Source organism: Methylomicrobium lacus LW14 (genome assembly GCF_000527095.1).
Taxonomy (GTDB): Bacteria; Pseudomonadota; Gammaproteobacteria; order Methylococcales; family Methylomonadaceae; genus Methylomicrobium; species Methylomicrobium lacus.
In genome coordinates, this window is sequence record NZ_AZUN01000001.1 from 905,990 (window position 1) to 931,303 (window position 25,314).

General features: G+C 57.1%; 25 protein-coding genes. 7 read left to right on the forward strand and 18 right to left on the reverse strand.

The window, feature by feature from the left end; genetic code table 11:
- Nucleotides 1-35 precede the first annotated feature (35 nt).
- On the reverse strand, nucleotides 36-2,684 hold the full coding sequence (gene pepN, locus METLA_RS0104000; RefSeq protein WP_024297327.1) for an aminopeptidase N: 2,649 nt from the start codon (nucleotides 2,682-2,684) through the stop codon (nucleotides 36-38).
- A gap of 221 nt (nucleotides 2,685-2,905) precedes the next feature.
- On the opposite strand from pepN, the gene METLA_RS21280 reads away from it, so the two are divergent.
- The 7 genes from METLA_RS21280 (at nucleotide 2,906) to mepK (ending at nucleotide 9,725) form a co-directional block, all read left to right on the forward strand.
- Nucleotides 2,906-4,312 carry a C13 family peptidase gene (locus METLA_RS21280; RefSeq protein WP_024297328.1) on the forward strand — a complete coding sequence of 469 codons (1,407 nt, stop codon included), beginning with the start codon at nucleotides 2,906-2,908 and terminating at the stop codon, nucleotides 4,310-4,312.
- Nucleotides 4,313-4,516 (forward strand): hypothetical protein, encoded by a 204-nt coding sequence (locus tag METLA_RS22440; protein ID WP_152539364.1) that lies wholly within the window; start codon nucleotides 4,313-4,315, stop codon nucleotides 4,514-4,516.
- Between the two features lie 75 nt (nucleotides 4,517-4,591).
- Nucleotides 4,592-5,971 (forward strand): aminodeoxychorismate synthase component I, encoded by a 1,380-nt coding sequence (pabB, locus tag METLA_RS0104010; RefSeq protein WP_024297329.1) that lies wholly within the window; start codon nucleotides 4,592-4,594, stop codon nucleotides 5,969-5,971.
- Nucleotides 5,968-6,519 carry an amino acid kinase family protein gene (locus METLA_RS0104015; RefSeq protein WP_024297330.1) on the forward strand — a complete coding sequence of 184 codons (552 nt, stop codon included), beginning with the start codon at nucleotides 5,968-5,970 and terminating at the stop codon, nucleotides 6,517-6,519. The genes pabB and METLA_RS0104015 overlap by 4 nt, the downstream gene beginning before the upstream one ends.
- Nucleotides 6,512-7,207, forward strand: a complete 696-nt coding sequence (locus METLA_RS0104020; protein ID WP_024297331.1) for a DUF2959 domain-containing protein — start codon at nucleotides 6,512-6,514, stop codon at nucleotides 7,205-7,207. The genes METLA_RS0104015 and METLA_RS0104020 overlap by 8 nt, the downstream gene beginning before the upstream one ends.
- Nucleotides 7,208-7,516: 309 nt before the next feature.
- Nucleotides 7,517-8,896: an L-serine ammonia-lyase gene (locus METLA_RS0104025; RefSeq protein ID WP_024297332.1), complete on the forward strand. Its 1,380-nt coding sequence runs from the start codon at nucleotides 7,517-7,519 to the stop codon at nucleotides 8,894-8,896.
- A 109-nt stretch (nucleotides 8,897-9,005) separates the two neighbouring features.
- Nucleotides 9,006-9,725 (forward strand): peptidoglycan L,D-endopeptidase MepK, encoded by a 720-nt coding sequence (mepK, locus tag METLA_RS0104030; RefSeq protein ID WP_051459736.1) that lies wholly within the window; start codon nucleotides 9,006-9,008, stop codon nucleotides 9,723-9,725.
- Nucleotides 9,726-9,739: 14 nt separating this feature from the next.
- On the opposite strand, the gene METLA_RS0104035 is transcribed toward mepK, so the two are convergent.
- From METLA_RS0104035 to serA, 17 genes are all read right to left on the reverse strand, one after another.
- The gene (locus METLA_RS0104035; protein ID WP_024297334.1) at nucleotides 9,740-10,717 is read right to left on the reverse strand and encodes a DUF3616 domain-containing protein; all 978 of its coding nucleotides are present in this window, start codon (nucleotides 10,715-10,717) and stop codon (nucleotides 9,740-9,742) included.
- Between the two features lie 17 nt (nucleotides 10,718-10,734).
- Nucleotides 10,735-11,742: an ornithine cyclodeaminase gene (locus tag METLA_RS0104040; protein ID WP_024297335.1), complete on the reverse strand. Its 1,008-nt coding sequence runs from the start codon at nucleotides 11,740-11,742 to the stop codon at nucleotides 10,735-10,737.
- 230 nt (nucleotides 11,743-11,972) lie between these two features.
- Nucleotides 11,973-12,644 carry a 7-cyano-7-deazaguanine synthase QueC gene (queC, locus tag METLA_RS0104045; protein ID WP_024297336.1) on the reverse strand — a complete coding sequence of 224 codons (672 nt, stop codon included), beginning with the start codon at nucleotides 12,642-12,644 and terminating at the stop codon, nucleotides 11,973-11,975.
- A gap of 4 nt (nucleotides 12,645-12,648) precedes the next feature.
- The gene (queE, locus tag METLA_RS0104050) at nucleotides 12,649-13,290 is read right to left on the reverse strand and encodes a 7-carboxy-7-deazaguanine synthase QueE (protein ID WP_024297337.1); all 642 of its coding nucleotides are present in this window, start codon (nucleotides 13,288-13,290) and stop codon (nucleotides 12,649-12,651) included.
- Nucleotides 13,287-14,162, reverse strand: a complete 876-nt coding sequence (ybgF, locus tag METLA_RS0104055) for a tol-pal system protein YbgF (protein ID WP_024297338.1) — start codon at nucleotides 14,160-14,162, stop codon at nucleotides 13,287-13,289. Before ybgF ends, queE begins: the two co-directional genes overlap by 4 nt.
- A complete protein-coding gene (gene pal / locus METLA_RS0104060; protein ID WP_024297339.1) occupies nucleotides 14,163-14,738 on the reverse strand; it encodes a peptidoglycan-associated lipoprotein Pal in 576 nt (191 codons plus the stop codon). It lies immediately after the preceding gene.
- Nucleotides 14,739-14,845: 107 nt separating this feature from the next.
- Nucleotides 14,846-16,120: a Tol-Pal system beta propeller repeat protein TolB gene (gene tolB / locus METLA_RS0104065; protein ID WP_024297340.1), complete on the reverse strand. Its 1,275-nt coding sequence runs from the start codon at nucleotides 16,118-16,120 to the stop codon at nucleotides 14,846-14,848.
- Between the two features lie 108 nt (nucleotides 16,121-16,228).
- Nucleotides 16,229-17,899 carry an energy transducer TonB gene (locus METLA_RS0104070; RefSeq protein WP_024297341.1) on the reverse strand — a complete coding sequence of 557 codons (1,671 nt, stop codon included), beginning with the start codon at nucleotides 17,897-17,899 and terminating at the stop codon, nucleotides 16,229-16,231.
- Nucleotides 17,900-17,904: 5 nt separating this feature from the next.
- Nucleotides 17,905-18,348, reverse strand: a complete 444-nt coding sequence (gene tolR, locus METLA_RS0104075; RefSeq protein WP_024297342.1) for a protein TolR — start codon at nucleotides 18,346-18,348, stop codon at nucleotides 17,905-17,907.
- Nucleotides 18,345-19,022, reverse strand: coding sequence for a protein TolQ (gene tolQ, locus METLA_RS0104080; RefSeq protein ID WP_024297343.1), 678 nt, complete (start codon nucleotides 19,020-19,022; stop codon nucleotides 18,345-18,347). The genes tolR and tolQ overlap by 4 nt, the downstream gene beginning before the upstream one ends.
- Nucleotides 19,012-19,437, reverse strand: coding sequence for a tol-pal system-associated acyl-CoA thioesterase (ybgC, locus tag METLA_RS0104085; protein ID WP_029646400.1), 426 nt, complete (start codon nucleotides 19,435-19,437; stop codon nucleotides 19,012-19,014). Before ybgC ends, tolQ begins: the two co-directional genes overlap by 11 nt.
- Nucleotides 19,438-19,479: 42 nt before the next feature.
- Nucleotides 19,480-20,511 carry a Holliday junction branch migration DNA helicase RuvB gene (ruvB, locus tag METLA_RS0104090; RefSeq protein ID WP_220096017.1) on the reverse strand — a complete coding sequence of 344 codons (1,032 nt, stop codon included), beginning with the start codon at nucleotides 20,509-20,511 and terminating at the stop codon, nucleotides 19,480-19,482.
- Nucleotides 20,511-21,110, reverse strand: a complete 600-nt coding sequence (gene ruvA / locus METLA_RS0104095) for a Holliday junction branch migration protein RuvA (protein ID WP_024297346.1) — start codon at nucleotides 21,108-21,110, stop codon at nucleotides 20,511-20,513. The genes ruvB and ruvA overlap by 1 nt, the downstream gene beginning before the upstream one ends.
- Nucleotides 21,107-21,625, reverse strand: a complete 519-nt coding sequence (ruvC, locus tag METLA_RS0104100; protein ID WP_036282095.1) for a crossover junction endodeoxyribonuclease RuvC — start codon at nucleotides 21,623-21,625, stop codon at nucleotides 21,107-21,109. Before ruvC ends, ruvA begins: the two co-directional genes overlap by 4 nt.
- A 15-nt stretch (nucleotides 21,626-21,640) precedes the next feature.
- Complete coding sequence (locus tag METLA_RS0104105; RefSeq protein WP_024297348.1) at nucleotides 21,641-22,390, reverse strand: YebC/PmpR family DNA-binding transcriptional regulator; 750 nt, start codon at nucleotides 22,388-22,390, stop codon at nucleotides 21,641-21,643.
- A gap of 356 nt (nucleotides 22,391-22,746) precedes the next feature.
- Nucleotides 22,747-23,388 carry an HAD-IB family phosphatase gene (locus METLA_RS0104110; RefSeq protein ID WP_024297349.1) on the reverse strand — a complete coding sequence of 214 codons (642 nt, stop codon included), beginning with the start codon at nucleotides 23,386-23,388 and terminating at the stop codon, nucleotides 22,747-22,749.
- Nucleotides 23,385-24,968 carry a phosphoglycerate dehydrogenase gene (serA, locus tag METLA_RS0104115; RefSeq protein ID WP_024297350.1) on the reverse strand — a complete coding sequence of 528 codons (1,584 nt, stop codon included), beginning with the start codon at nucleotides 24,966-24,968 and terminating at the stop codon, nucleotides 23,385-23,387. Before serA ends, METLA_RS0104110 begins: the two co-directional genes overlap by 4 nt.
- Nucleotides 24,969-25,314: the final 346 nt, after the last annotated feature.

Here is a 25,314-nt window from a genome sequence, read left to right on the forward strand (position 1 = left end):
ATGTTTTATATGCCCGGACTGCACGGCTGATCTGATCAAGCCAAACTCTTCACCGCCACTTCATACACATCCTTCGAAATCGCCGGGGTCGAAATGATCCGTTCCAGTTGCGCTTTCATCAATCCCTGCCGCTTCTCGTCATAACGCCGCCAGGAGGTCAGCGCACCGACCATGCGCGAGGCGACCTGCGGGTTCAGGCTGTTCAGTTCAATAATTCGGTCGGCGAGGAATTGATAACCCTGGCCGCTGGCGGCATGGAAGTGCAGCGGATTCGATTGCGAGAAGGCGCCGATCAAGGATCTGACCCGGTTCGGATTCTTGATGTCGAAGGCCGGATGGTCGAGCAGGTCGAGCACCTTGGCGTAAGTGCCCGGCAGCGGACTGGTCGCCTGGGTCGTGAACCATTTGTCGATGACCAGCGCCTCGTGCCGCCATTGATGGTAAAAACTGTCCAGGCATTGCTGGCTGGCCGGATGCGGATGGTCCACGATCACGGTCAGCGCGGACAGTTGGTCGGTCATGTTCTTCGCGTTGTTGAATTGCTGCAACGACCAATGCTGCACCCAGTCCGCATCGAGCCTTGCGAGGTAAGCCAGGCAGGTGTTTTTGATGCGGCGACGGCCGATCGCGCCGGCATCGAATTGGCCGGATTCATCGCGGTGATGTTGCAGATAGAGCGCTTCGAGCGATTCGCGCAGCTGTTCCGCGAGCGCTTTCGCGACCGCTTCGCGCGCAAAATGAATCGCCTCGACATCGACCACACGCATTTGCTCGGTCAGATAGAGTTCCGACGGCAGCGTCATCAACAATGAAAAATAGGACAAGTCCTCCCACGGGTGCTCCAGCACCTTTTTATAGGCGTCGATCAGCAGCGGGTTGACGGCCAGTTCTGCGCCGTCCTGATAATCGACGATCAGCCCCGAGATCACCTGCACGGCCAGTTGCTGGCCGGCGTCCCAGCGGTTGAAGGTATCCGGGTCATGGCTGAGCAGGAACGCCAGTTCATCGAGCGGCCGATTCATCGCCAGTTTGACCGGCGCGGAAAAGCCGCGGAGTACAGAAACGACGGGTTCTTCATTGAGGTCCGTCAAGACGAAGGTCTGTTCTGGCTGCGTCAATTGCAGCACGACCTGTTCGGCCGCTTCGCCGTCTTGCAAACGGCAAAGAGCCGGCGAGCCGTCCTTGTTGATCAGGCCGGTCGTGACCGGAATCAAGAGAGGCTCCTTGGCCGGTTGCCCCGGCGTCGGCGGGCAGTATTGCGAGAAGGTCAGAGACAGCGTTTTTTGCGCGGCGTCATAGTGCTGCGCAACGTTGATAACCGGCGTGCCGGCCTGCGCATACCAGCGGCGGAACTGGCTCAAATCGGCGCCGCACGCGGCTTCCATCGCGCTGACGAAATCGTCGCAGGTGACCGCCTGGCCGTCATGGCGTTCGAAATACAGATCGCTGCCTTTCCGGAAGCCTTCCGCGCCGAGCAGCGTGTGCAGCATGCGCACGATTTCGGCGCCTTTTTCATACACGGTCAGCGTATAAAAATTGTTGATTTCGATATAGGCATCGGGCCGGATCGGATGCGCCAGAGGGCCTGCGTCCTCGGCGAACTGGCGGGTGCGCAGCATGTTCACGTCTTCGATGCGCTTGACCGCTTTGGAGGTGCGATCGCCGGTGAATTCCTGGTCGCGGAATACCGTAAAGCCTTCCTTCAGGCTGAGCTGAAACCAGTCGCGGCAGGTGATCCGGTTGCCGGTCCAGTTGTGGAAATACTCATGGCCGATCACGCCCTCGATGTGTTCGTAGTCGGCATCGGTCGCGGTATCGGGCCGCGCCAGCACGAACTTGGTATTGAACACGTTCAGCCCCTTGTTTTCCATCGCGCCCATGTTGAAATGGCTGACCGCGACGATCATGTAGAGGTCCAGATCGTATTCGCGGCCGTAGACGGCTTCGTCCCACGCCATCGCGTTTTTGAGCGACTGCATCGCATGGCCGCATTTATCCAGGTCGTGTTTCTCGACGAAGATTTGCAGCGTGATGTCGCGGCCCGAAACGGTCGTGAAACGGTCTTCGATGCAGTCGAGCTGGCCCGCGACCAGCGCGAACAAATAGCAGGGTTTCTTGAACGGATCCTTCCAGGTCACCCAATGCCGGTTGTCCGGCAAGTCGCCGTGGCCGACCTTGTTGCCGTTCGACAGCAGCACCGGGAAACGGTCCTTGTCGGCGGTGATCGTGGTCGTGAATACGGCCATCACATCGGGCCTGTCCAGGAAATAAGTGATTTTCCTAAAACCTTCGGCCTCGCATTGCGTGCACAGCATGCCGTTCGACAGATACAGGCCTTCGAGCGCGGTATTGGCCTCGGGATCGATCACGTTTTCGATCGTCAGCACGAAACTGCGCTGCTGCGGCACGTCTTGAATGATCAATGAGTCCGGCGTTTGCAGATAGTCTTTGTCGCTCAACTCGTTGTCTTCGTTCAACACAACCCGAATCAGTTGCAGATTTTCGCCGGCCAGGGTCAATGAGGTATCGCTGGAGCGGCTGGCCGGATTCCGGCACAGCGTCAGCCGGGAGACGACGCGCGTGTTGCGCTCGTCCAGCGTGAAATTCAGGTCGACATTCTGAATCAGGTAGTCCGGTACGGTGTAGTCTTTTAAATAAACGGTCCTGGGATTGGCGTCGCGCATGGTTGTACGTTCAAAAAGTGATAAATACCGTGAGTGTAACGAAATCCCCGGCAAACGCAACTTTTTGCGGTGGAGAGTTCTCTCTTGCATTAATCTCCTGCATCATGGCATGCCCATTCTTAAAGTCCGAGGAGAAATACGGCTATAATCAGCCGGCCTATTGGGCTTGTTTATTTCATCTCGGATGGTGCCCATCAGTCGCCTTTTTACACATCGTTTCCATGGATCAACTTAAGAGCTTATCGACGAATCTTCTAAATGGCTTGCGCCTGGCGTGTTTCGGCAAATGCCAGCTTGAATGCTTCATTTTTAACCGCGATCAGTGGCTGCTGCTTCTGGTTGTCGGTCTGCTCTTGGAAATCGGCTCAGGCTACCTGCTGAATCTGCCGAGGCCGGAATTTCAGATTTACGCGTTGCCGGTCTATACCTTCGATCTGGCGTGTTTTTTGATTGCTATTTGGCTGGACGCGAAGATCATCCGGCGCGAACATGTGGCATTGCAGATCGGCATCGTGATTTACAGCCTGGCGCCGGAGTTGATCCTGCTGCAAACGGTGGTGCGCTATATCAATCAGTATGAGTTTGCCGAATGGCCGGATCTTGGGCTGTGGTTCGAGTGCCTGACTGGCGTTTATGCTGTGATTCTGTTTGGCCGCGCGTTGTTTCTGGTTTGCGGCCGGCTGCCTGCGGCCGCGATCAGCGCCGCGCTGGTGCTGCTGTCAACCGGCCCCGGCGAATGGTGGTTTGCCGATTACCGCGATTTTTGGTATTCCCCCGAACAACAGGAAGCACAAGACGGCGAACCTGATGCAAGGTACAAGGCGCTGGATGCCGAAGCGCTGCTGTACCGGCAGCCGGTCCTGCTCGACGACACCCTGAACCGTCTGCGTCCCGAGCGCAAAAAACACGTCGATCTGTTTTATGTCGGTTTTGCGGGGTTTGCGACCGAAGATGTGTTTGCGGTCGAAGCGGACTATATCAAACGCCTTTTCGACGAGCGTTTCGGCACGGCAGGGCATTCGGTGAGTCTGGTCAATCATCTCGATACGCTTGAGGACACGCCGCTGGCGACCGCGACCAATCTTGAGACGACCTTGAAACGCGTCGGCAAGGTCATGAACCGCGATGAAGACGTGCTGTTCTTGTATCTGACCAGTCACGGCAGCAGCGATCATAAGCTGGCGGTCGAGTTTTGGCCGCTGCCGTTGAACGACCTGACGCCCGAACGGCTGAAGGCGATGCTCGATAAGGCCGGCATCAAATGGCGCGTGATCGTGGTGTCGGCCTGTTATTCCGGCGGCTTTGTCGATGCGCTGAAAGGGCCGAACACGCTGGTCGCGACCGCCGCGGCTGCCAACCGCACTTCGTTCGGCTGCGGCTCCGAATCGGATTTCACCTATTTCGGCGAAGCGGTATTCAAGGAACAGTTGCAGAATCGGTTTTCGTTGATCTCGGCATTCAAGGACGCCGCGGTTTCGATTGCCAAACGCGAGCAGCAGGAGCAACTGGAAGCGTCCAAGCCGCAATTGTCGGTCGGTCCATCGATAGCGCCGCATCTTGCAGCGCTCGAAAAATCGCTAACCCGACATCAATGCGAAGCCGAGCGGGGCAAGGGGAAGGCGTGCTGAATGCGCGAACTGGCGTCGAGCATTGTGCCAAACAATGTTACAATAGCCGCCATTCACGACACGCGATTATCCGCTTTCATCCACACAGCTTGCGCTTTTCCGTCAATTCAAGCCTCATTGCCGCCACTCCTGATTCCAAAACTTGCGGTTGCGTTGCAGGAAGCACTGAACTATCGATGCCTTCAGATTACAAATATTCATTAAACCCGGCGTTATGCCGCATAATGCGGCCGATACCGGCTAAGTCCGTTTTTAGCCTTAACCGAGCCAGTCGCCTCAATGCCTCAAGCTAATTTGCGCAAGGTTTCCTTGCCGTATTTCGCGGATAGCGCCGCGTTGTTTTCGTCGATCGCAGGAAAGCCCTGGGCGGTTTTTTTGGACAGCGGCTATCCGGCTTGCACTTTGGACCGTTACGATATTCTCGTGGCCGATCCGGTGTGCACCTTGGTCACACGCGGAGGAATCACCGAAATTACCCGCAACGGCCACACCATGCCGTCGGCAGACGACCCTTTCGATTTGGTCAAGCATGAGCTGGGCAAAATCCGGCAGACGAAGAATGAATTACCGTTTAAAGGCGGAGCAATCGGCTATTTCGCCTACGATCTGTCGAGACGGGTCGAACGCCTCGACAGCACCGCCGCCGATCTGGAGCGGATTCCGGAAATGGCGGTCGGCATTTATGAATGGGCCGTCGTCGTCGATCATCGCGAGCAAAAAAGTTATCTGGCCGGCATCGCGCGCGATCCGGAATACTGGCAGAGCCTGATCGATCAGTTCAGCCGCTTGCCGGATGAGCGCTCGGCAGCCCCGTTCCGAGTGCTCGGCGCGATCAAGACCAACATGGACAAGACCGGTTATTTCCGGGCTTTCGATCGAATCAAACATTACCTGGCCGAAGGCGATTGTTATCAAATCAATCTTTCGCAGCGGTTTTCGGCTTTATGTGCGGGCGATCCGTGGACCGCTTATCGTAAATTGCGCGAATTGAATGCCGCACCGTTCAGCGCCTATCTGAATCTGCCCGATGTGCAGGTGCTGAGTTCTTCGCCCGAATGTTTTTTACGTTTGATAAACGGCAAGGTAACCACCAAACCCATCAAAGGCACGCGGCCGCGCAAGGCCGACGAGAACGAGGATCTTCTGCAAATGGAGATTCTAAAGAACAGCCCGAAGGACCGCGCCGAAAACCTGATGATCGTCGATCTGTTGCGCAACGACATCGGCAAGACCTGCAAGCAGGGATCGGTCAGGGTGCCGAAGATTTTCGCTGTCGAGAGCTATGCGACCGTGCACCATCTGGTCAGCACGGTGACCGGCCTGTTGGCGGACGGCAAGCATGCGCTCGATCTGCTGAAACATTGTTTTCCGGGCGGCTCGATCACCGGCGCGCCGAAAATCCGCGCGATGGAAATCATCGAGGAACTCGAACCCTGCCGGCGCGGCGTCTATTGCGGATCGATCGGCTATATCGGTTTCGACGGCAACATGGACAGCAATATCGCGATACGGACGCTGGTGCATTCGGACGGCGAGATCCGCTTCTGGGCCGGCGGCGGCATCGTGAACGATTCGGTCGCCGAAGAGGAATATCAGGAATGTTTTGACAAGGCCGCGGCCTTGCTCGACCTGCTCAGGCAGTTTTCGGATACACGATGATCGTCATCAAACTCGGCGGCAGTCTCGCGGCGACCGGCACCTTGGCCGATTGTCTCGATGCGATAGAGCGGAAATTCGGGGGCAGGGCGGTCGTGGTGGTGCCGGGCGGCGGCCTGTTTGCGGATCAGGTCCGGTTTGCGCAGCAGCAGTGGCAGTTTGACGACGTGACCGCGCACCGGATGGCGCTCCTGGCGATGCAGCAGATGGCGCTGCTGTTTAACGGCTTGAAACCAAATTGGACTATCATCCCGCGTATCGCCGATCTGCAAGACCATCCGGCAACCCGGATTTGGTCGCCGGATCCGGATGAACTCGATCAGGCCGGGATTCCGGCCAGCTGGGACATCACCTCGGACAGTCTCGCGACCTGGCTCGCCGAGCAGATTTCGGCGGAGGAATTAATCCTGGTAAAATCGGCCCCGATCGAAGGGAGCGAAAGCCTAGAGGAGCTGGCCGCGCGGCAGATTGTCGACAAGGCGTTTTGGGATTACGCGGCGGACGCGCTTTTTAAAATTACCATCATCAATCAACACACATTGAATGGCTGAACCAAACAAACCCGCGGAAGGCGATCTGGTGGCTTATGCCTTGACGTTTATCCGGCGCTTATTCGTCAAACAAATCAAATCGGTCTATTACAACGCCAGGGAAACGATCGGCGGCGATCACAAACGCGCGATCGTGGTGCATCAGGTCGAACAGGCCTGCGTGAATCTGCAGGAAACGCGCAACGAATTCGAGGATGCCTTGCAGCGTTTCAAGATGCTGGTCAATGTGAACGATGCGGCGCTCGAACACCGTTATCACCAATTGAACCGCAAATACCAGTTCTGCAAGTCGAAGTCCGAAGCGGTCAGCGCGCGGATTCGGGCGATCGAGGAAGTCAGCGAGGCGCTGTTTGCCGAATGGGAAAAGGAATTGGACGAATACAGCAACCGCGCCCTGAAAAATCACAGCAAGCAGCAGCTCAAGCTGGCCCGGCAAAATTACGCCCGCCTGATCAAGGCGCTGCGCATGGCCGAAGCGAAGATCCAGCCGGTGCTGTCCGCCTTCAAGGACCAGGTGCTGTATCTGAAGCATAATCTGAACGCGCAGGCGATCGCCGCCCTGCAGCATGAATTCATCGAAATCGGCATCGACATCGCGCAATTGATCCAGGCGATGGAAAAAACGATCGCCGAGGCCAGCAGTTTTGTCGCGGTGTTGTCCGAGCGGAAGGCGTTGCCGAGTCCGTGATTGGATGGCGGAAGGCTTTTGCCTTCTTTCTTGCCGTTAGCTGAGCGGAGCCGAAGCTGACTGCGGGTTTCGACTCCGCTCAGCCGACTACGGGCCGGACGGGGCATGCTGCCCCGTCCGCAGGGTTTCCGTGGTGTTCAAGAATAATGGCGCCGCTAAAACGTTTGGGACGGGGTTTCAAATCCCGTCCCGCTCAAGGGTTCAAACGTCTTCCTGCTCAAAGTGGCATAATCATTGCTGAAAACTCTGTAGAGATTCACATTCCAGTTTTTTGAATCCCGTCGCTTTCGCAACATTCAGGAGACAATCATGGCTATCAGCGTCTTCGATATTTTTAAAATCGGCATCGGCCCTTCCAGTTCGCATACGGTCGGGCCGATGCGGGCGGCGATGCTGTTTGCGGGCAAACTGGAGCAGCAGGGTATCATCGGCAAGGTGGATCGGCTCCAGGTCGAGTTGTTCGGCTCCCTCGGCGCGACCGGCAAGGGGCACGGCACCGACAAGGCGGTGCTGCTCGGGCTTGAAGGCGAGGCGCCGGATGTGATCGATACCGCGACCATTCCGCAGCGGCTGGTGGCGATCAGGGAAGCCGGAGCCATTCAGTTGTTGCGGCGCTATCCGCTGCGTTTCGACGAGAAGGCCGATCTGCTGTTTCAGCGCAAGGTCCTGCCTTATCATTCGAACGGCATGCGCTTTACCGTGTTCGACGCAACCGGATCCGAACTGCTGCAAACCGATTATTACTCGGTCGGCGGCGGTTTCGTGGTGACCGGCGCGGCCGCGGCGGCCGACAAGCTGAGTCATGACGACACGCGTCTGCCATATCCGTTCACAACCGGCGCCGAACTTTTGAAGCTGTGCGCGGCGCATGACAAGCCGATCAGCGCGTTGATGATGAGCAATGAAAAGGCCTGGCTCAGCGAAGAGCAAATCCGTCAAAACCTGCTGAACATCTGGCGGGTAATGCAGGCCTGCGTCGAACGCGGCATGCGCGAAGAGGGCGTCTTGCCGGGCGGCATGAAGGTGAAGCGTCGGGCCGCTAACCTGTATCGGCAATTGATCGGCGAGATACCCCGGCAGACGCCGGGCGTGCCGGTCGGAACGCTGGACTGGGTGAACCTGTTCGCGCTGGCGGTCAGCGAGGAAAACGCCGCCGGCGGACGCGTCGTGACCGCGCCGACCAACGGCGCGGCAGGCATCATTCCGGCGGTGCTGCATTATTACTGGCGGTTTTGCGAAGGCGCGAATGAAGACGGCGTGGTCCGCTTTTTGCTGACCGCGGCCGCGATCGCGATTTTATATAAGGAGAATGCGTCGCTGTCCGGGGCCGAAGTCGGCTGTCAGGGCGAGGTCGGCGTCGCCTGCTCGATGGCGGCCGGCGCGTTGGCGGAAGTGCTGGGCGGCACGCCGGAGCAGGTCGAAAACGCGGCCGAAATCGGTATGGAGCATAATCTGGGCCTGACTTGCGATCCAGTCGGCGGTTTGGTGCAGGTGCCCTGCATTGAACGCAATGCGATGGGCGCAGTCAAAGCAATAAATGCTGCGCGGATTGCGCTGCGCGGCGACGGTACGCATTTCGTGTCGCTGGACAAGGTGATTAAGACGATGCGCGAAACCGGTGCGGATATGAAAACAAAATACAAGGAAACCTCGCGCGGGGGGCTCGCTGTGAATTTGATCGAGTGTTGAAAGCCATTTTCAATCGGTGCAAAAGCAGCCTATCAAATTAAGTGTATAATTAAGATTTAATTAATTGTTTAAGCGGACAATTAAACAAAGTGTTACCTGACCCCAAAATATGACCAAGCAACCCCTAGAAAACACGAATATTGACGAAGATGGTGCTATTGCTTCAAGACGTAAGTTTCTGAAGAAGTTGGCTTGTGGATCTTTGCTGGCATTGAGCGGATCCGAGGTTGCAACGGCGGCGGTTCGGCATGTGATCCATCCGCATCGGCACAAGCACGGCCACAGTCATGGGCATTCACATGCAAAACCTATCCGCGCCCTTGAGCGGCATATTCAGTCGCGTTTTATGCAAAATACCCCGGAACCTTACTATCTGCATGCGGCTGAACACAAAACGCTCGCCTTCGAACATACGCATACCGGCGATAAATTAAAATTAACCTATTTTGAACGCGGCCGTTATATTACAGAAGCGCTGCACGAAATCAATTATCTGCTCCGCGACTTCCGTACCGATGATATTCATCCCATTGATACCGCATTATTGGATCAGTTGTTTGTTCTGAAGCAAACCCTGGGTGTGAATAAACCATTTCATATCATATCCGGTTATCGTTCTCCGCTCACCAATGCCCAGTTACGCAAACATAGCCATGGGGTTGCCGATCATAGTTTTCACATGCAAGGCCGAGCGATTGACATCAGGCTCGAAGGCGTATCCTCCAAAACGATTAGAAACGCGGCGCTGACTTTGGCGCAAGGCGGCGTGGGTTATTATCCTCGGGATAATTTTGTGCATTTGGATACGGGCGAATTTAGAAACTGGTAGAGCAGCGAAGACTATTATGCATCATCAGTGCGAATCCAGACGCTTCTAAAATATTTCTGGGGATGATCCTTATCGTTAATGTCCTTGCAAGGCGTTCGATCGATTCTCTCGATCGAACCATCATCGCTGAGAAGGTGCAATTGATTATCCCGATGCGGATAAAATAAAACGCTTTCCGGGCGAAAATGAGCGGGCAAACCCGTGACTTCAATGCGTTCGGGATTTTCGTTTTTTAGCCCAGACCATTGGTAGAGAGCAAATTGATCGCTGCCGTCATAAGCGCCGGCAATGATGATAAAGCGATTTTTACTTGCCCAATATTCAATGCTTCGGATTCCCTGGCCATTCAAATCCAGTTCGATGGGCTCGCCAAAAATCGCATGGGCACGTTTTTTCTCGATCAATTCTTTCGGATTTTTTAGAGGCAAAACAATGGCTTTGCCGCCAGGAATGGGATTGCGAAAACCAATGAGTAGCTCTTGATTGGGCGTTACGGCCAGCCCTTCGATGTTTAACCCGCCTTTGGCTTTAGGTGGCAGTTTTTCCGCGGCTTCAAGTTGATAAGGCTTTAACCGCTCATCCTTCAGCATGTCCTCAAATAGTTGAGTATAGGAATGCCCAAATTGTTTGAAGCGCTTCTCGCCATCGTCTGCCAATAGTTTATTGGCAAAAAATTGATGCCGTTCCGGCTTGGATTCACCGTCTTTATTTCTTCCATGAGAGCTAATCCAGTAGAGGGTTTCGCCAAGTTGAACCGCGCCTTCGATATCGACTTCTTTATCTTTAGGGTTATTGTCAAAGTAGTCGTTAATATCCTTCCCGGAAATCCCAGAAACGGGGCCTCCCGATATGTCGGAGCGATAGACTTTTAGGATATTGTCTTCGTCATTCGCCACAACAAAATGCTGCTCATCAAGAGCAATCGCCGCTGAGGCATCGCAGATTTCCTGATGTATGAGTTCTCGCTCAACACGAAAGCTGATTCTTTTCATCTATTGCACTCCTGATTTTAGGTTAACAGCCCGAACAAATCCTTCGGGTCGACAGGCTCCGGCAGCAGGTCCAGTTCCTGCCCCAAGGCATGCTCCAGAGCCAGCTGATAAAGCAGGCGGAGCGCCGAATAATCTTCCAGCGCAAAGCCGACCGCATCGAAAAGAGTGATCTCGTCGCTGTTTTCCCTCCCCGGTTTGCTGCCGGTCGTGAGTTCCCACAACTCTGCATGGATGCGTTCGGCATCGCATTGCTGCACTTCGCCTTCGATCAGCGATTGCGACAGATATTCGACCACGATCTTCGCGGCTTCGAGCAGTTCCGGAGGCAGTTCGGTTTTGCCGGGGCAATCGCAGCCGATCGCGTTGATATGGGTTCCGGGCGCGATGTCCTGCAAATCGAATAATCGATGCCTGCCGTAGGCGGCGGTTGCAGTAATTACGATATCGGCTTGCCGGACCGCTTCCTGAATCGTGTCGCAAGGCGTCAGCGCAAAATTGCGGGTCTTCAGATTATGCGCGAATTTAATCATCGCCAGCGGGTCTTTGTCATAAAAGCGGATTTCTTTGAGCGGGAACAGGCGCTTGAAGCCCAGCACCTGAAATTCCGCCTGCGCGCCGGTGCCGATGATCGCGAGCGTTTCGGAGTTTTTACGGGCCAGGTATTTTGCCGCCAATGCGCAGGTTGCGGCGGTTCTGAATGCGGTCAGCAAGGTCATTTCGGCAAGCAGCAGGGGATAGCCGGTTAGGGCATCGCTGAGCTGGCCGGTCGCGACGACACTGAGTTTGCCTTTGGCCGGATTGCCGGGATAGCCGTTAACATATTTGAACGCATAGTAGCGGTCGTCGGCGCAGGGCATCAGTTCGATCACGCCATGGGCATAATACGTGGCATGGCGGGGAGATAAGCGAAAATCGGGCCAGCGGGAAAAGTCGTGTTCGAGCGAGGTAATCAGCCGGCCAAAAAAGGCTTCGATGCCGATCGTGGCGATCAGCTTTTGCATGTCTCGAACCGTGATGACTTTCATGGGGAGGTCCTGACTCTGTTTGGACTGAAGCTGTCGAGGGGCACCTGGCCTTATGACAAGTGCTAGGCGAGCGGGTTCATGAGATTTGCATTCCCACGCGGTGTGTTAGGCCGTTCGCTGAGCGAAGTCGAAGCGATGTGTTGACTTCGGCTCCGCTCAGCCAACGAGGAAGTGATTGACGGCAGTGGCGCGGCGCACTAGGATTAGGTTTGTACGGTGCGCGAGGGAGGCTAGCGGTAGCGCGTAGGGTCCGCGATGCCTGCGGCCGCAAAACCGTTTTTGCGCAGCCGGCAGGCGTCGCACAGGCCGCAGGCGCGGCCGTCCGGGTCGGCGGCGTAACAGGACACGGTCTGGCTGTAATCGACGCCCAAGGCCTGCCCGGTTTTGATGATTTCGGCCTTGCTCAACGCAATCAGCGGCGTGTGGATCGTAAAGTGGCCGCCTTCGACGCCGGCCTTGGTCGCAAGATCGGCCAGTTTTTGAAAGGCTTCGATGAATTCGGGCCGGCAATCCGGGTAGCCGGAATAATCGACCGCATTCACGCCGATGAAAATGTCGCGAGCATTCAGCACTTCCGCCCAACCCAGGGAAAATGCCAGAAAGATCGTGTTGCGCGCCGGCACATAGGTGATCGGAATGCCGTCTTGCGGCGTCATCGGTACCGGAATGTGGTCGTCGGTCAATGCCGAGCCGCCGATTGCGCCGAGTCCCAGCGGAATGATCTTATGGTCGGCGACGCGATAGCGTTCGGCGATGCGCCGCGCGGTGTTCAGTTCCGCGTTATGCCGCTGCCCGTAATCGAAACTGAGGGCATGACAAAGGTAGCCCTGGCTTTGAGCCAGCGCCAACACGGTAACCGAATCGAGCCCGCCCGAGAGCAGGATAATCGCTTTTTTTTGCATGTGATTATTTGCCGCGGGCGTCGGCCCACAGCAGTTTGTGAAGTTGAATCTGAAAGCGGACCGGCAGCCGGTCGGCGAGGATTTTATCGGCCAGGTCGGTCGGATCTTGTTGGCCCATTACCGGCGAAAACAAAATCTGGCAGCGTTCCGGCAGGCCGTATTCTTTCAGCGCAGCCTTCGACCAGGCGTAATCTTCCTCACTGCCGATCACGAATTTGATCTGATCCTTGTGATCGAGGAAGCCGATGTTTTGATAAAGATTCCTGCCCATTTCGCCGGAACTTGGCGTTTTCAGGTCCATCACCTTGATCACGCGCGGATCGACCTTCGAAATGTCGAGCGCGCCGCTGGTTTCGAGCGATACGCTGTAGCCTTTGTCGAGCAGGCGGGTCATCAAGTCCAGGCAGCCCGGCTGAGCCATGGGCTCGCCACCGGTGACGGTCACATACGGCGTACCGTAGGCGTCGACCTGGGCGAGAATCTCGTCGATCGTGATTTTTCTGCCGCCGGTGAAGGCGTATTCGGTATCGCAATAAACGCAGCGCAGCGGACAGCCGGTCAGGCGAATAAAGACGGTCGGCAAGCCGACCGTGTTCGATTCGCCTTGCAGTGAAAAGAAAATTTCGGAAATGCGGAGAGAACTCACTGGCCTTGGATCGATTGCAGTTTTTTGGCCGCCAAACGCGCTGCGTTCGTATTCGGATAATCGTTCGTAACCCGAGTCAGATACTCGCGGGCTTTGGCCTTGTTGTTCAGGTCGATTTCGAGATAACCGAGCTTCAGCAACGCATCAGGCACCTTCTGGCTGCCGGCATAACTGTCCAGCACCTTGCTGAAGGCCGCGCGGGATGCGCTGAAATCCTGATTGACGCGGTACGCTTCGCCGAGCCAGTATTGCGCATTGCCGGCCAGAGGACCGGAAGGGTTGCGGCTCAAATAGGCCTTGAACTCCTCGATCGACTGCGCCGTGCGGCCGTTTCTGAGGTCGTCGTAGGCCTGTTTGTAGTCCTGATCTTCCGATACCGCGGCGGGTTCGCTCGGTGGCGGCGGAACGGCGGCCGGCGCCTGATCGGCATCGGCAGGCGCTTCCGTGGCGCGCTCATTTGACTCGGCCGGTTGTGCTTCGCTTGAAGGCTGCAGATTGTCCAAATCGGCAGGCGGCGCGGCATCGCCGGCGCTTTCACCGGCTGGGGCCGCCGCCTCCGGACTGCCGCCCGAGGACTTGTTTTCGAGATTTTGCACGCGTTCGTCAAAATCCGAATACATCGTGCTCAGGCGTTTTTTCAGTTCGGAGTTTTGATAGGCCTGTTCCTCGACCTTGCCGGTCAGTTCGCGCACTTCGCTTTGCAGTTGGTCGATGCGGCTCATCAGCTCGTACAGGGTCTTGCTGGAGGCAGCCGCCTGCGGGATCGGAACCCCTGCCGGATTGCTGGGATCGTTGACCACGGGAGCCAACGCCCAGGCGTTTACAGAGAGGCTGCCGACCAGCGCCGACAGCAGCAAGGGACGTATGCTCATTTATTTGTAAACCAGTTCGACGCGGCGGTTAAGTTCCCACGCAGACTCGTCGCTGCCGAAGGCGGCCGGTTTCTCTTCGCCATAGCTGACCAGGTCGAATTGGCTGTCGGAGGCGCCTTGCGCCCGCATCAGGTTCGCGACCGATTTGGAGCGGTTTTCACCCAAAGCGATGTTGTATTCGCGCGAGCCGCGTTCGTCGGCATGGCCTTCCAGGGCAAGCCGTTGGCCGGGATGGCTGGCCAGATAACGGGCGTGTGCGGCGATCACCGGTTCAAAATCCGGTTGAATCTGGCTGCTGTCCAGCATGAAATAGATCGTTGATTTGGACAGCGGGTTGTTCGGATCGGAAAATTCGGGTCCCAAGCGGCTATTGGGATAATTTCCAGAACCGCCCGCACCGAATTGCGAACCGCCGAGACCTGCGCCGTTATTCAGCCCGCCGGTCGATGCATCGTTGATGCCGCTGGCGCCCATTTGCGAGCCGTCGGTCAAGGCCTGATCGGCTTCGTCATCGCTGCAAGCGGTCAAAAACATGGCGCTTATTGCCAAAGCTAAGAGTGTTTTGTTCAGTTTCATCGTTAAGGTCCCGAAAAATAAGGTAATAATTTTACAAAAAAAAAGGGCTCGTGCCAATCGGGCAGGGCATTTATGTTAGCCCTGCCTTCGGATGGCCGGTCGAGGGTTTAGGGCGCCCAGGACGGCTCGCGCACCGCGTTGCTGTCGAAGACCAGCTTTTGCTGCATCTTGCCGTCGAGCGAGACGGCCGCCAAGAAGCCGCCGCTGCCGCGTTGCGAGGCATACAAGATCATGTCGCCGTTCGGCGCGAAACTGGGGGATTCGTCGGTCGGGCCGCTGGTCAGCACGTTGATCGCTCCGCTCGCGACATCCATCACCGCGATCCGGTAGTCATTGCCGTTGCCGTGCACCATCGCGATATTCTTGCCGTCCGGCGAAAAGCTGGCACGCGCATTGTAGCCGCCGGAGAAAGTAATCCGTTTTTCCGCGCCGCCCTGGCTCGACACCCGGTACAGCTGCGGTTTGCCGCCCCGGTCCGAGGTGAACACGATGGTGCCGCCGTCGGGTGACCAGGTCGGTTCGGTATCGATCGCGGAACTGTTGGTGACTCTGATCAAGGAATTACTGCCCAGATTCAGCACATAAATATCGGGGCTACCGTCCTTCGACAGGGTCAGCGCGAGCTTGTTGCCGTCGGGAGACCAGGACGGCGCGCCGTTGATGCCGGGGAATTCGGCGACCTTTGCCCGCTGTCCGGTCGCCAGCGTTTGCACATAGATCGCGGCGGTTTTTCTTTCGAATGACACATAGGCCACTTTGCGGCCGTCGGGTGACCAGGAAGGCGACATCAAGGGTTCCGACGAGGTCGCGATCGTTTGCGGATTGAAACCGTCCGCATCGGCGACCTGCAAGCGGTGCGACGCCGAGCGGCCCTGGCCGCTGCTGGTGATGTAGGCGATGCGGCCGCTGAACACGCCTTTTTTGCCGATCAGCTTTTCAAAGATCAGATCGCTGATGTGATGCGCGGTGCGGCGCAGATCCTGCGCGCTCGAAGCCATCCGGTAGCCGAGCAACTGGCTGCCGTTATTCACGTCGAACAGCTGAAATTGCACATTGTACTGACCGCCGGCCGGAACCGCCTGGCCTACCACGATGTAGTTCTGGCCGACTGATTTCCATTCGCCGAACTGGATTGCCTCGGGAGAGGTTGGATGGCTCGGCATGGATTGTTCGTTCATCGGTCTGAAATAGCCGCTGCCGCCCAAATCATGGCTTACGACGTTGCTGATGCTGACCGCGCCGCCTTGCTGGGCGAACGGCACGATCGCGATCGGCAACGCGCTCTCGATCCCTTCGGTGATCTCGATATCCATTTCCGCGCGCAGCAACGGCGCAAACAGGCCCAACAGACCGATGATGATGATTTTCTTTATTTTCTTCACGCGCAGACCTCTAAAAAACAGATTTTAAAAATCATGATTTGCATTATTTGTTTTTATCGCACTCGCATGGGTACGCAGCGCGTACCCACGCCAGGATTTTCCAGGCCATCAATAAGCGCCGCGGTCCGGATCGAAGGTAAACGTAAACGACCTGAACTCTTTACCAAATAGAATTCTATCCTGAGGCACCGGCAATGGCGATGCCTTATTGACCGCATTTTCGGCCGAACGGTCAAAAATTTCATCGCCGCTGGAGGCGATTACCTCCGCATCGATCACGCTGCCATCGGACATCAACCTGACCCGGATTCGGCATTTCAAGCCAGGCTTCATCGACATCGGCCGTATCCAGCTTCTGTTGACCTTAAGTCTAATGGCGTCTTGTAATCTTTTTAACTCGTTTACTGAAGCCGCTGCTCTGGCTTTAGCGGCTTCAGCCGCAGCTAATTTTTGCGCCTCTACCTTCGCTTTCGTATCGGCGGCCAAGCGTTCAGCTTCGGCCTTCGCTTTCGCCTCGGCTTCCGCTTTAGCCTTTGCCGCGGCGGCTCTTTCCGCCTCGGCCTTTGCTTTCGCTTCGGCGGCTGCTTTAGCTTTTACGGCGGCGGCTTTTTCCGCTTCCGCCTTGGCGGCTTTTGCCTCGGCATCCGCTTTAGCCTTGGCGGCTTTTTCGGCCGCTAATTTTTTGGCTTTCTCCGCCGCAGCCCTTTCCGCTTCGGCTTTTGCGGCAGATGCCTTTTCGGCTTCTGCTTTGGCCTTTTCGGCTGCCAGTTTTTTGGCTTTTTCGGATTCGGCTTTCGCTTTGGCGGCGGCTTTTTCCGCGGCCAGCTTGTTGGCTTTTTCCGCAGCGGCCTTCTCGGCCGCGGCTTCTTTTGCCTTTTCGGCTTTTTCAGCGGCGAGTTTTTGGGCTTTTTCTTCGGCGGCTTTTTCAGCGGCTAATTTTTTGGCTTTCTCGGCCGTCGTCTTTTCGGCCTCGGCCTTCGCCGCCGCGGCTTTCTCTTGCTCGGCTTTTTCTGCCGCGAGTCTTTTCGCTTTCAGGTCCGCCAGTTTCTCGGCTTCCGCCTTGGCTTTCGCGGCGGCGGCTTTTTCAGCCTTGGCGGCGGCTTCGGCTTTTTCGGCGGCCAATTTTTGCGCTTTTTCGGCCGCGGTTTTTTGAGCTTCGGTCTTTGCCTTCTGGGCGGCTTCCGCCTGTTCGGCGGCGATTTTTTTCGCCTTCGCGGCCGCTTCGGCTTTTTCAGCCGCGAGTTTTTGCGCCTTGGCTTCGGCCGCTTTTTCGGCATCGGCCTGGGCTTTGGCGGCGGCTTCCGCTTTTTCGACGGCCTGCTTTTTGGCTTTCAGCTCAGCTTCTTCCGCTGCGGCTTTGGCATTTTCCTCGGCCTGTTTTTTGGCTTGCAGTGCCGCTTCTTTCGCTTCGGCTTTGGCTTTTTCCTCGGCCGATTGTTTGGCTTTCAGCGCGGCCGCTTTTTCCTCGGCGGCTTTTTCTGCCGTTGCCTTTTCCGCGGCGGCCTTGGCTTTAGCGGCTTGTGCCTGGGCTATTGCGGCTGCCTGTTTCTGCACGTCGCTGGCCTGCTCGACCGGAGGTTCCGGCGTCGGCTCCGGAGCCGGCTTGGATGTTGCCTCGCTGGCCGGTTGTTCGACGATCGTGGCCTGAATGATTTCGGGGGCAGGCGGCGCCGCCTCATCCGACGACTTGAACAGCGTGCTGAGGATGAACAACAGCACGATCGAAAGATGCAGCGTCAGGGCCAGTACGAACGGCCATGAATATTTTTTTCTGTCCATCCCGCTCAGTTTTCTTCAGGTCGGGTCAATAAGCCCACATTCGGCACGCCGGTATTCTTCAGGCCGGCCATCATCGTGACCACCGTGCCGTAATCGACGTCTTTGTCGGCTTCGATCAGCACTTGCGTATCGGGTTTTTCGGCCAATACCGCCGACACCTTGCCGCCGACTTCTTCGGGTTCGATCGGCTCCTGGTCTTTTTCGCAGCAGGTGATGTAATACTTATAGCTGTCGTCAGCTTCTTTTTTAATCGAAAGAATCAGCGGCGGATCGTTTTTGGGCTCGACGACCGCCGATTCGGCTTCCGGAAGATCGACCTTGACGCCGGTCTGCAACAAAGGCGTCGTGATCATGAAAATGATCAGCAATACCAGGGTGACGTCGATATAGGGTACGACGTTGATCTCGCCCATCGGCTTTCTGCGCCGGCTTTTTCGTTGTCTGCTCATTTTTGGTGCGCCTGTCTTTGCAGTAATACGACGAATTCTTCGACGAACAATTCGTAGCGGCCGATCAGGCGGTCCAGATTCGTCGAGAAACGGTTATAGGCGATAACGGCGGGAATCGCGGCGAACAGGCCGATCGCGGTCGCGATCAATGCTTCGGCAATGCCCGGCGCGACTTGCGCCAGGGTTGCCTGTTTGACATTGCCGAGCGAGCGGAACGAGTTCATGATGCCCCAGACCGTACCGAACAGGCCGACATAAGGACTGGTCGAGCCGACCGTGGCCAGGAAGGGCAGGTGTTCGTCGAGCCGATCGAGTTCGCGGGACAGTTCGATCCGCATCGCCCGCTGCGCGCTTTCGACCTGGACCATCGGCTCGATATTGCCGGCCTGGCGCATACGGGAGAATTCCTTGTAGCCGGCCAGGAAGATTTTTTCGATGCCTTCGGGTTCGAAACCCTTCGCGGTCAGTTTGCGGTACAGTTCCGCCAACGCGACGCCGGACCAAAACTCGGCCTCGAATTCGTCGGTAATCTTGATCGCACGGTTAAGATCCTTGCGCTTCGAAAAGATGAACGTCCAGGAGGCGAGCGAGGCCGAGGCCAAGAGCACCATCACGAACTGGACGACAACGCTGGCTTCCTTGATGAGATGGAGAATCGATAAATCAGTGTTCATGCTTCAGTGGTTCTAACAAATGTTGAGGAATCGCTTTGGGGGTCATCGTGCCGGCATCGAGACAGGCAATGCGGATGATCCCTTTACATAAAACATCGTCGCCGCGCGTGATCTCTTGTTCGAAGACCAGGCTGGCTTTTTTCGCTTCGATGACCTTGGCGCTGGCAAGCAGCATGTCGTTGAAGCGGGCCGGCTTCAGATAATCGGCCTGCACCGAGCGCACGACAAAGATCACGCCGTAATCGGCGATCAAGGCGTCCTGTTCATGGCCCAGCGCGCGCAGCATTTCGGTGCGGGCGCGTTCGAAAAATTTCAGATAGTTCGCGTAGAACACCACGCCGCCGGCGTCGGTGTCTTCGTAATACACCCGGATCGGCCAGGTGAATGTTTTGATCGGTTGAGCGGTTTGCACCATGATAAGGTTAAATTTTATGGATTCAAGCCTAATTTATCGAGGCTATTCAAACAAATCTTGCGAAACGCCCATCGACTGGGGCGGTTTCAGGCCGAAGTGCAGGTAGGCATTCGGCGTCACGACCCGGCCCCGCGGCGTGCGCATGATAAAGCCCTGCTGCAGCAGATACGGCTCCAGCACGTCTTCGATCGTGCCGCGTTCCTCGCTGATCGCGGCGGACAAGGTATCGAGGCCGACCGGTCCGCCGGCAAAGTTTTCTATCATCGTGAGAAGCAATTTCCGGTCCAACGCGTCGAAGCCATTATGATCCACCCTTAACATGTCTAGAGCCTGAATGGAAATCTGTTCGGACACGATGCCGCCGCCTTTGACCTCGGCGAAATCGCGCACCCGGCGCAACAGGCGGTTTGCGATCCTGGGCGTGCCGCGCGCGCGCTTGGCGATTTCCTGGGCGCCTTTCGGCTCGATCAGGATGTTCAGCATGGTGGCCGAACGGGTAATGATCTGCGCCAGTTCGGCATTCGTATAAAATTCGAGCCGCTGCACGATGCCGAAGCGGTCGCGGAGCGGCGAGGTCAACAGCCCCGCCCGCGTCGTTGCGCCGACCAGCGTGAACGGCGGCAAATCCAGCTTGATCGAACGGGCGGCCGGGCCTTCGCCGATCATGATGTCGAGCTGATAGTCTTCCATCGCCGGATACAAGATTTCCTCGACTGCCGGACTCAGGCGGTGGATTTCATCGATGAACAACACATCATGCGCCTCCAGATTGGTCAGCATGGCGGCAAGATCGCCGGCTTTTTCGAGCACGGGCCCGGAAGTCTGGCGGATATTCACCGACATTTCGGCCGCGATGATGTTCGCTAGCGTGGTCTTGCCGAGGCCGGGCGGGCCGAAAATCAGCACATGGTCGAGCGCTTCCCGGCGCGCGGTGGCGGCCTGGATGAAGATGTCCATCTGCGTGCGCAATTCTTCCTGGCCGATATAGTCGGCCAGTCTTTTCGGCCGGATCGCGCGGTCCTGACGCTCTTCATCGAGCCGGCTGTGCGGCGTGATCAGGCGGTCTTTTTCGATCATCGCGCCGCGCCTTGCAGGGCCAGCCGGATGATGTCTTCACAGCGTTTGTCTTCGCTGGCGACGTTCTGCACCATTTTGGCCGCATCCTGCGGTTTGTAGCCCAGCGCGCAGAGCGCGCTGATCGCTTCCTGCTTCGGCGTATTCGTCACCGGGTACTGGTTTAGACTGACGACCGGCGCATCGCCGCCGCCGAACTCGGGCAGGCGGTCGCGCATTTCGATGATCAGGCGTTCGGCGGTTTTTTTGCCGACGCCCGGCAGGCGGACCAAGGCCAGCGTATCATTGTCCTGGATCGCGCGTTGAAATTGTTCCGCCGTTAGCCCCGACAGCAGCGTCAATGCCAGCTTCGGGCCGACGCCGCTGACTTTGATCAGGCTTCTGAACAGGGCGCGTTCGGCCTCGGCCGCAAAGCCGAACAGAATCTGCGCATCCTCGCGTACGACCAGGTGCGTATGCAGTTTGACTTCCGTGCCGACGGCCGGCAGGTCGTAAAACGTGGTCATCGGCGCCTCGATTTCATAACCGACCCCATGCACGTCGAGCAGCAACAGGGGAGGCGCCTTATGGGCCAGAATGCCGCGCAGGAAACCGATCATCGCGCCAGGCTCCTTTCAATCCGCAGCGCGGTCTGCCGGTAGTGCGAATGGCACAGGCACAGCCCCAGCGCGTCGCTGGCGTCGATTTGCAGTTCGCCCTGTATGCCGAGCAGAATTTTGACCATGTGTTGTACCTGTGTTTTTTCCGCGCTGCCCTTGCCGACCAGCGCCTGCTTGACTTGCCGGGCCGCGTACTCGAAGACCGGCAGGCCCGCGGTCTGCACCGCGCAAATCGCTGCGCCGCGCGCCTGGCCGAGCTTCAGCGCCGAATCGGCGTTTTTATGCATGAATACTTGCTCGATCGCCATTTGCTCCGGGTGGTAAAGCTCGACGACTTCGCGTACCGAATCGAAAATCTGTTTCAGTCGGTCCGGAAAATAATCGGCCTTGACCCGGATGCTGCCGCTGGCAATGTAGCGGCAGCCTTTCGGCCCCTGCTCGATGATGCCGTAGCCGGTGATGCGCGAGCCGGGGTCGATGCCGAGTATCCGGGTGGTTTGACTATCCGTATGAATGGGATTCAATGCCGGTTAGCCTGCGAACTGCGCGATGATGTCCTCGCTGATGTCTGCGTTCGAATACACGTTCTGCACGTCGTCGAGATCTTCCAGACGGTCGATCAGGCGCAGCATTTTTTCCGCGTCATCGGCGTCGAGTTCGGTGTTGGTCGACGCCTGCATCGTGACTTCGGCGTTATCGGGTTCGAAGCCCGCCGCGATCAGCGCGGTTTTGACGGCCAGATACTCTTCGGGCGAGGTCATCACGTCGATCGAACCGTCGTCATTAGTGATCACGTCATTCGCGCCGGCTTCCAGCGCCGCTTCCATCAGCGCGTCTTCGTCGACGCCTTCCGCATAGCTGATGATGCCGGTCTTGGTGAACAGATAGGCGACCGAGCCGTCGGTGCCGAGGTTGCCGCCCGCCTTGGTAAAGGCATGGCGCACGTCGCTGACCGTGCGGTTGCGGTTGTCGGTCAGGCATTCGACCATCACGGCGGTGCCGCCGGGGCCGTAGCCTTCGTAGCGCACTTCTTCATAGTTCACGCCTTCCAGCGCGCCGGAGGCTTTTTTGATCGCGTTGTCGATCGTGTCGCGGCGCATGTTCGAGCCGAGCGCCTTGTCGATCGCGGTGCGCAAGGTCGGGTTAGTGCCTGCATCGGGGCCGCCGGATTTGACCGCGACGGTAATTTCGCGCAGCAGCTTGGTGAAGATTTTACCGCGTTTGGCGTCCTGTCCGGCCTTGCGGTGCTTGATGTTAGCCCATTTACTGTGTCCAGCCATTATCTTTCTCTAAAAACGTATCTCTTAAATAAACAACACTCGTAGGGTACGCTTTGCGTACCTTTTTGAGTCTTCTAGACTCGACGTTTGCTAAAGTACGCGATGCGTATCCTAACAAAACTAAAAACAAACTTTTCTCGTTCCCGCGCAACGCATCACTGCCATTAAATTAAGGCGGTTATCTCCCTCTCCCTTCGGGAGAGGGTCGGGGTGAGGGGAATAAAATAAGGAAAAATACTTTATTTTGATCCCCTCATCCTAGCCTTCTCCCGGAGGGAGAAGGGACCGGCCATCCTTAACGTAATGGCAGTGACGCAACGCATGGGAACCAGGAAAAAAGATACGCAAAGCGTACCCTATAGAATATGCGTCAACACCGACGCCAAACTCGGCCCCTCGACAAAATGATCCGCCAGTTCGCGGACGATCGGCCTTGCGGCCACGCCGCCGAAGCCGATCACGCTGACGCCTTCCTGTTTGGCTTCCATGTCGGTCTTGCCGTCGCCGATCATCAACAGCGGGCTTTCCGGCCGTTTCAGGTCGCGGCAGATCTGCGCCTTGCCGCCGGTTCTGGCTAAAGGCGAGGTCTGGTCGAAATCCCGGTAGCTGCCGTCGGCATTGAAATAAATGTCGACGGCATGCACATGATTTTCCGGCACGCCCAGGAAGCCCGCGAGCGGCAGGATCGCCTGACGCAGGCCGCCGCTGACGATATGCACTTCCTTGCCGTGCGCCGAGAGCGCCGAGAATACGTCCGCGACGCCTTCGACCAAAGCAGCAATATACAGCCCGGCCAGCCAGTCGATGCTGTCCGCATCCGGACGGATCAACGACAGCCGTTTTTCATAAACCGCCTCGAGCGGCACTTCGCCGTTCATCGCCGCATCGGTCAGCTTGGCCATCGCTTCGCCGAGGCCGACGCGGCCGGCCAGTTCGTCGATGCCTTCGATTCGGCTCAGGGTGCTGTCGCAATCGAAGCAGATGATGCCGAAACTCATAAGCGGATCTGGGTGACCTGATGCACCGGTTGTACGTCATGCAATTGTTTCAGCAAATCCTCGCTGACCGGTTCGGTTACGCTGATGACCGCCATCGCCTGTTGCTGGCCGTCGGCCATACCAACCTGCATCCGGGTGATGTTGATGTTCGCGTTGCCAAGCACCGAGCTGATCGCGGAAATCACGCCTGGACGGTCATCGTGGCGGGTGATCAGCAATGTGCCTTCCGGCACCACTTCGATGTCGAAATGGTTGATGCAGATCAGCCGCGGATGGTGGCCGCCGAGCAGTACGCCCGAAGCGCTGATATCGCCGTCTGCGCTGTGTCCGGTTACCTTGATCAGCGATACATAATCTTCGGTTTCGGCCGTTTTCGATTCGATCAGCGAGATGCCCTGGCGTTTGGCGATGTTTTCGGCATTGACCCGGTTTACCGGCGTCGAAAACTGGCCGCCCAACACGCCGACCAGCGCCGCGACCGACACCGGCCGTGCTTCGACTTCGGCGGCGCGGCCGAACAGCGCGACTTCGAGTTTTTCGAGCGGCTTGGTCGCGAGTCCGACCACGACCTTGCCCAGAATGGTCGCAAGGTTCATGTAATCGGATGATTTTTTCAGTTCTTCCGCGGAGAGTCTCGGCAGGTTGATTGCATTGATCGCCTCGCCGGTTTGCAGAAAGGTGACCGCCTGGCGCGCGATTTCGACGCTGACCGCGACTTGCGCTTCGGTCGTCGAGGCGCCCAGATGCGGCGTGAACACGATGTTGTCGAGTTCGAGCAGGGGCGAGCCGACCGGCGGTTCGTTTTCGAACACGTCGAGCGCCGCGCCGGCGATCTTGCCGTTTTTCAGCGCGTCATACAACGCGCTTTCGTCGATCAGGCCGCCGCGCGCGCAATTGATGATCCGCGCGCTCTTTTTCATCATGCCGAACTGCTCAGCGCCGATGATGTTCTTGGTTTTTTCGATCAGCGGGCAGTGCAGGGTCAGATAATCGGCGCGGCTGACGAGGTCGTCGAGGCTGACCGATTCGACGCCGAGATCGGCGAAGATTTCCGGTGCGACGAACGGGTCATAGGCGATCACTTTCATTTTGAGCCCGTGGCCGCGCTGCGCGACGATGCGGCCGATCGTGCCGAAGCCGAGAATCGCCAAAGTCTTGTGCGCGACTTCCGCACCCATCAGCTTGGAGCGCTCCCATTTGCCGGCGCGGACCGAGCTGTCGGCGGTCGGCAGGCGGCGGCTCAGCGACATCATGTGCGCGATCGCGAGCTCTGCGGTCGTGGTCGCGTTCGCATCCGGCGTGTTCATTACGATCACGCCCATTTCGGTCGCGGCCGGAATATCGACGTTATCGACGCCGATGCCGGCGCGGCCGATCAATTTGAGCCGCTTGGCGGCCTGCAACACTTTCGGCGTGACCTTGGTGTCGCTGCGAATCAACAATGCATCGTAATCCCCGATAATCCCGCACAAGCCGTCTTCGTCGAGCCCGGTCTGGATGTGAACCTGGAGCCCGGATTGCTCGGTCAGGTAATTAATGCCGGCTTCGGATAATTTGTCGGAGATCAGGATTTTCTTCATATGCTGTTGGCCGCAGTGAGGCTTGCTAAAAAAGTTCCTATTTTAACAGGTTTGACCGTTTCCCGGTATGGGCGTGAAAGAGATTAGGAGAGTCGGTAGGGTGGATTAGGTTCGGGGTTGATGTGACGATAAGACATTTCCGGTCCTAAGCTGCCGTGAGATGTTCTTTATATGATCACCTTAATAAAATATTTAATGCTATATTAAGATTTGATGCTAAAGCCCTGTTTCTTTTTTTGCGGCTGAAGAAGGATTGTGTTCAAGGCGGGAAGACTGGTGAAGTCCAGCGGATAAATCAGCCTGTTCAGTACTTGTTGGCGGCATAGCTTAGATGTAGTTGAACCTG